Consider the following 5515-nt stretch of genomic DNA (forward strand, 5'->3'; position numbering starts at 1 on the left):
CGACCTCGTCGTGCGCGAGAAGGTCCCGGTCGTCTCCTTCACCTTCGGGCTGCCCGGACCTGCGGTCTTCGCCGAGCTGCACCGCGTCGGGATCGAGGCAGTCGTCACGGTGAGCGACGTCGAGGAGGCCGAAGCCGCGATGGAGGCCGGCGCGGACGCCCTCGTCGTCCAGGGGCCTGATGGGGGTGGGCACCGGGGCACCCTCGACCAGACCAAGGAGCCCTCGTCGCTGGACCTCGTCGACCTCGTGAGCGGGGTGCGGGCGGTCACGTCCGCTCCGCTCGTGGCCGCGGGCGGCATCTCGACACCGGCACGGGTCGAGCAGGTCCGTGCGGCCGGCGCGACTGCCGTCCAGGTGGGCACGGCCCTGCTCCTGACCCCTGAGGCAGGCACCGGACGCGCCTACCGCAAGGCGCTCGTGGATCGGTCCTTCAGACGGACTGCGGTGACACGCGCCTTCTCGGGTCGGCTGGGACGGGCGCTCGAGACCGACTTCGTCCGTGAGCGCGTCGGGCTGGCCCCGGCCGCGTATCCGGAGGTCCACCACGTGACCAGTCCGCTGCGACGAGCCTCCGCTGCCGCCGACGACCCCCGGCTCATGGCCCTGTGGGCCGGAACGAGGTGGCAGGACGCGGCCGACCTCCCGGCCGCAGCGGTGGTCCGGGCGCTGGCCGGCGCCTGACGGCCCGCAACGGGTCCCGCCCGGTGGTCCGTGCCCTGGCAGGCTGTCGTACGGTGACCCCATGCCGACTGCGGAGGGAAACCTGTCCTGGCAGCCCGCTCTCGAGCACCTCGAGCTCGTGGCGCCGCCCGTGGCCGACGCGCTCCCGAGCGTGCCCGGGGCGCGGGTCGCAGCGATCGACGCGGCGCTCGCCGACACGGCGGCCTTCTGCGCTGCCTACGACGTCGCACCCGAGTCATCGGCGAACTGCGTCGTCGTCGAGGGCCGTCGCGGCGACGTCACACGCCGGGCGGCCGTCATGGTGCTCGCGACCGACCGTGCCGACGTCAACCGGGTCGTGCGCAAGCACCTGGGCGTGCGGAAGATCTCCTTCGCCGACCAGGCCCTGGCGGAGCAGCTGACCGGCATGGAGCAGGGTGGGATCACGCCGATCGGTCTGCCGGCGGACTGGCCGGTCCTCGTCGATGCGTCGGTCGTCGCCGCCGGCCCGGTCGTCATCGGTGCGGGGCTGCGGGGCGCCAAGCTCCTTGTGGATGGTGCCGCTCTGGCCGCCCTGCCCGGTGCCGAGGTCCTCGACCTCGCGCTCTGACCGGCCCGTCCGGCCGCTCGGCTGTCGGGCTGCCCGGGATGCCCGTGATGCGTGAGGATGGGCCCGTGCTCACCTTTCTCGCGGAGCAGCCCATCCTCCTGTTGGCCGTCCTGCTCCTCGTGGGCGCGGCCCTCGGGTCGGTCCGGATCGGCGGCGTGAGCATCGGCCCGGCGGCAGTCCTCTTCGGTGCGATCGCGGTCTCGGCAGTCGCGGCCGCGTCGGGGATCCGACTCGAGCTGCCCCACGTCGTCGGCACGCTCGGCCTGGTCCTGTTCACCTACACCGTCGGCATCACCTCGGGGCCGAGCTTCTTCTCGTCCGTGCGGCACGGGTGGCCGGTCATGTTGTCGGTCACCCTCGCCGTCCTCGCCGCGGCGGCCGTCGCCGTGGGGCTGGGCGCCGTGCTGGGACTCGAGGCCCCGGTCGTCGCGGGAACGTTCGCGGGCGCCCTGACGAACACGCCCGCTCTCGCCGCGGCCACGGAGAGCTCCGGCGACCCGGCCGGGCCGACGATCGGCTACTCGATCAGCTACGTCTGGGGCGTCGTCGGGATGCTCCTCGCGGCGGGGTGGGTCCTGGCCCACCGGAGACGGGACGAGCCCCCCGCCAGTCCACCGCTCGTGCACGAGACGATCCGAGTCGATCGGACCGACCTGCCCACGATCGGCGATCTGCTGCGCCGTCACGGGGACCGCGTCGTGTTCACCCGACTGCGGCGCGGCGACGAGCCCGAGACGCTGCTCGACGAGACCGAGGCCCTGCACGAGGCCGACCTCGTCACGGTGGTCGGCCCGCGCGACGTCGTCGAGGCCGTGGCGACCTGGCTCGGCCACCGGTCCTCCCACGACATCGCACTCGACCGTCACGAGCTCGACTACCGCCGGATCACCATCAGCAACGCCCGGCTCGCCGGGAGGACCCTCGCCGAGGTCGACCTGCCCGCGCGGTTCGGCGCCCACGTCAGCCGGGTGCGGCGTGGCGACCTCGACCTGCTGGCCAGCCCCGACTTCGTCCTCCAGCTCGGGGACCGCCTCCGGGTCATCGCGCCGGTCTCGCGGATGGCCGAGGTGTCCGCCCACCTCGGTGACTCGGAGCGCGGCATGTCCGACATCAACCCCGGTGGCTTCGCCCTCGGGCTCACGCTCGGCGTCCTCCTCGGCCTCGTGCACATCCCGCTCCCCGGCGGCGGGTTCTCGCTCGGCGCGGCGGCCGGGACCCTCTTCGTCGGACTCGTCTTCGGACGCCTGGGACGGGTCGGGCCGGTCGTCACCTCGATGCCGAGCGGGGCGGCCCGGTCGCTCTCGCACTTCGGGATGATCACGTTCCTCGCCTACGCCGGCACCCAGGCGGGGCAGCAGATCACCGCCGCCATCACCTCGGATCTCGGCTGGAAGGTCGCCGTCCTCGGCCTCGTCGTCACGACGGCAGCGGTCCTGCTGCTCGTGGCCGCCGGTCGGCTGGTCCATCGCTCGGGCAGTGCGGAGCACGCAGGCATCCTCGCGGGTGCGCAGACGCAGCCGGCCGTCCTCGCCTTCGCGGATGAACGCAGCGGCCACGACACGAGGGTCGGCATCGGCTACGTCCTCGCCTACCCGGTCGCCATGGTCGCCAAGATCCTCGTCGCGCAGGTCCTCGCCGCCCTCTGACCGCGCCGTCGCTGGACGCGAGCCCAGCAGCATACGACCGTCTTAGTGCTGTTCCGTGGCGGGGAATGTCGCTCGCGGGCACGCCCCCGGGGGAATAGGTTCGGGGGCGTGACGACGACCCCCGACATGACGTACCGACAGCTCGGTGACAGCGGACTCACCGTCTCCACGGTCGGACTGGGCTGCAACAACTTCGGCCGGCGCCTCGACCAGGACGGGACCACGGCCGTGGTGCGCGCGGCCCTCGACGCGGGAGTGACGCTCTTCGACACGGCCGACATCTACGGACAGGGCGCGAGCGAGGAGCTGCTCGGCCGGGCCCTCGGCAGCGAGCGGGACACCGTCGTCGTGGCCACGAAGTTCGGGATGGACATGCACGGCTCCAATGGGCCCGACTGGGGCGTGCGGGGCTCGCGTCGCTACGTCCGCCTCGCCGTCGAGGCGAGCCTCCGTCGGCTCGGCACCGACTGGATCGACCTCTACCAGCTGCACCGGCCCGACCCGGTCACTCCGATCGCCGAGACCCTCGCCGCCCTGACCGAGCTCGTGCAGGAGGGGAAGGTGCGCTATGTCGGCTCGAGCAACCTGGCGGGGTGGCAGGTCGTCGACGCCGACTGGACGGCGCGCTCGGAGGGCCTGGAGCGGTTCGTCTCGGCCCAGAACGAGTACTCCCTGCTCGCGCGTGGGGTGGAGGAGGACCTCGTGCCGGCGTGTGAGCACGTCGGCGTCGGTCTCCTGCCGTACTTCCCCCTGGCCTCCGGTCTGCTCACGGGGAAGTACCGACGCGGGGAGGCCGCGCCTGCCGGCACGCGACTCGAGTCCCGTCGCGAGGTGCTCGAGGGTGCCGACTGGGACGTCATCGAGGGAATCGAGGCGTATGCCGCTGAGCGCGGACTGCGCCTCATCGACGTCGCCATCGGTGGGCTCGCGGCCCAGCCTGCCGTGGCCTCGGTCATTGCGGGCGCGACGAGGCCCGAACAGGTCCGGGACAACGTGACGGCCGGGTCGTGGGAGCCGACGGCGGAGGATCTCGCCGAGCTCGACGACCTCACGACCCTCGACGCCGGCTGACGACCGCTGCACCGAGCGCTCGTGCGCGCGTGAGTCATATACCCTACGGGGTATGGATGACCGCCGTCTCGACGATCTGACACGCGCACCTGCAACCACCTCGGTGGCCGAGCGTGACCCCGACCCGACTCACTGGGAGCGACCCCGGCCACGGCTTGGCGTCACGGTTGCCGCTGCCGTCCTCACCTTCCTCGTCATCGGCGTGCCGACCGACATCGTCGCGAACCCGGTCTTCGGTCGGGAGGTTCCGGTGCGGCCGTGGGAACCGTGGGTGCTGCTCATGACGAGCGTGCTCACCGGGCTGTGGTTCGGCTTCCAGCGGGCCCGCCGGGTCGTCGCAGAAGACGGGACCGTCTCGGGCGAGGACTCCAACGCCCCGGCGTTCAGTGCTGCCGGCCTGGCGCTGTTCGCGGTCGCGTGTCCGGTCTGCAACAAGATCGTCCTCATCGCCCTGGGCACGTCCGGGGCCCTCGGCATCTGGGAGCCGCTCCAGCCGTGGCTCGCCGCGATCTCGCTGGTCGCGCTGCTCGGCGCCGTGGCCTACGCGGCGCGGCGTCGCCCGTGCGTCGGCGATGCCTGCCGCGTGGGGAGGGCTACGTGACCGGGGCGCAGATGCGTGGGTCATCAGTGCTGGACGTCGTGGCCCGGCACGAGGAGGCCGCCTTGGGTGCGCTCGAGGCCGCGACTGGCGGCGCTCCGCTCTGCCGCACCGACGGGACACCGCAGACAGTGAAGGGGAGCGAGGGGGCCGTGGCCGCCCTCTCCGACGTTCGCCGTGCGCTGCGGCTCGACGGACGTGGGGACGGGGGCAGTGACCCCGTCGCGGCCGCCCAGTCCGTCATCGACGACGTGCGGGCGCGGTGGGGGAGCATCCGTGGGCCGCTCGCAGCCAGGCCCGGCACCGACGAGTACGTCGCTGGTGGCCTCGCTGCTCTCTCCACCCTGGAGGACGACCTGTCTCGATCACTGCTCGACCCGGAAGGCTCGGATGCACCGACCCCAGGGGCGACCGACGTGGGCCCGAGGGCGCCCGAGGTGGGCGTTCTCGCGGCGCCGCCGGTGCCCGGGGTACTGGGTCGGGCATCGACCACCGGTGGCGCCGGCGTGCGCTGGCCCCGTCGGCGCCGGCTCGCCGCTGCCGTGATCATGGTCGGGCTCGTCGCGCTCATCGCGGCGACGGTGGGCTGGCCGTTTGCCGAGGCGCCGCTGTGGTCGGCGCTCACCGGAGGGGCTGTGGTCGCGTCGTCGCTCGCGCTCGCGCTCTTCGTCCCACGGCCGGGTGAAGGGTGGCGACCGGACTTCGGCTGTGCCCCGTGTGCGGTTGCCGGGCTCGCCATGGCGGTGGCCGCTCCGTGGCTGGCCATCGAGACTGCGCCTGATGCCGGTCGGGCCGCCCTCGCGCTGGTGCTCGGTGGTGCCGCTCTGGCGCGCCGCCTCACCGAGCCGCCGGTCTGCGGAGGCCCGGCCGCCTGACGCCGCGCCGGCCGAGCGCAGCACGTGTCGTCAGCACATGCACCTCGACGTGAG

At 73.3% G+C, this 5515-nt stretch carries 6 protein-coding genes; all 6 read left to right on the forward strand.

Going from position 1 to position 5515, the window contains the following annotated elements; translation table 11 throughout:
* On the forward strand, nt 1-682 hold a 682-nt coding region (locus LOY02_RS17455), incomplete at its 5' end, for an NAD(P)H-dependent flavin oxidoreductase (RefSeq protein WP_317183643.1).
* A 61-nt stretch (nt 683-743) separates the two neighbouring features.
* Nucleotides 744-1271: a YbaK/EbsC family protein gene (locus LOY02_RS17460; RefSeq protein WP_317183644.1), complete on the forward strand. Its 528-nt coding sequence runs from the start codon at nt 744-746 to the stop codon at nt 1269-1271.
* Nucleotides 1272-1336: 65 nt separating this feature from the next.
* Nucleotides 1337-2917 carry an aspartate:alanine exchanger family transporter gene (locus LOY02_RS17465; RefSeq protein ID WP_317183645.1) on the forward strand — a complete coding sequence of 527 codons (1581 nt, stop codon included), beginning with the start codon at nt 1337-1339 and terminating at the stop codon, nt 2915-2917.
* A 126-nt stretch (nt 2918-3043) separates the two neighbouring features.
* Nucleotides 3044-3988: an aldo/keto reductase gene (locus tag LOY02_RS17470; protein WP_317183648.1), complete on the forward strand. Its 945-nt coding sequence runs from the start codon at nt 3044-3046 to the stop codon at nt 3986-3988.
* Between the two features lie 52 nt (nt 3989-4040).
* On the forward strand, nt 4041-4589 hold the full coding sequence (locus LOY02_RS17475) for a hypothetical protein (protein ID WP_317183646.1): 549 nt from the start codon (nt 4041-4043) through the stop codon (nt 4587-4589).
* Entirely contained in the window at nt 4586-5461 is an 876-nt protein-coding gene (locus LOY02_RS17480) for a hypothetical protein (RefSeq protein WP_317183647.1), read from the forward strand. The genes LOY02_RS17475 and LOY02_RS17480 overlap by 4 nt, the downstream gene beginning before the upstream one ends.
* The last annotated feature ends 54 nt before the right edge of the window (nt 5462-5515 follow it).

The organism is Intrasporangium sp. (genome assembly GCF_032907665.1).
Taxonomy (GTDB): domain Bacteria; phylum Actinomycetota; class Actinomycetes; order Actinomycetales; family Dermatophilaceae; genus Intrasporangium.

What these genes read in the sequence shown, in the direction of transcription:
- LOY02_RS17475 (WP_317183646.1), top strand. Translation starts at nt 4,041, where the DNA reads ATGGATGACCGCCGTCTCGACGATCTGACACGCGCACCTGCAACCACC.
- LOY02_RS17470 (WP_317183648.1), top strand. Translation starts at nt 3,044, where the DNA reads ATGACGTACCGACAGCTCGGTGACAGCGGACTCACCGTCTCCACGGTC.
- LOY02_RS17460 (WP_317183644.1), top strand. Translation starts at nt 744, where the DNA reads ATGCCGACTGCGGAGGGAAACCTGTCCTGGCAGCCCGCTCTCGAGCAC.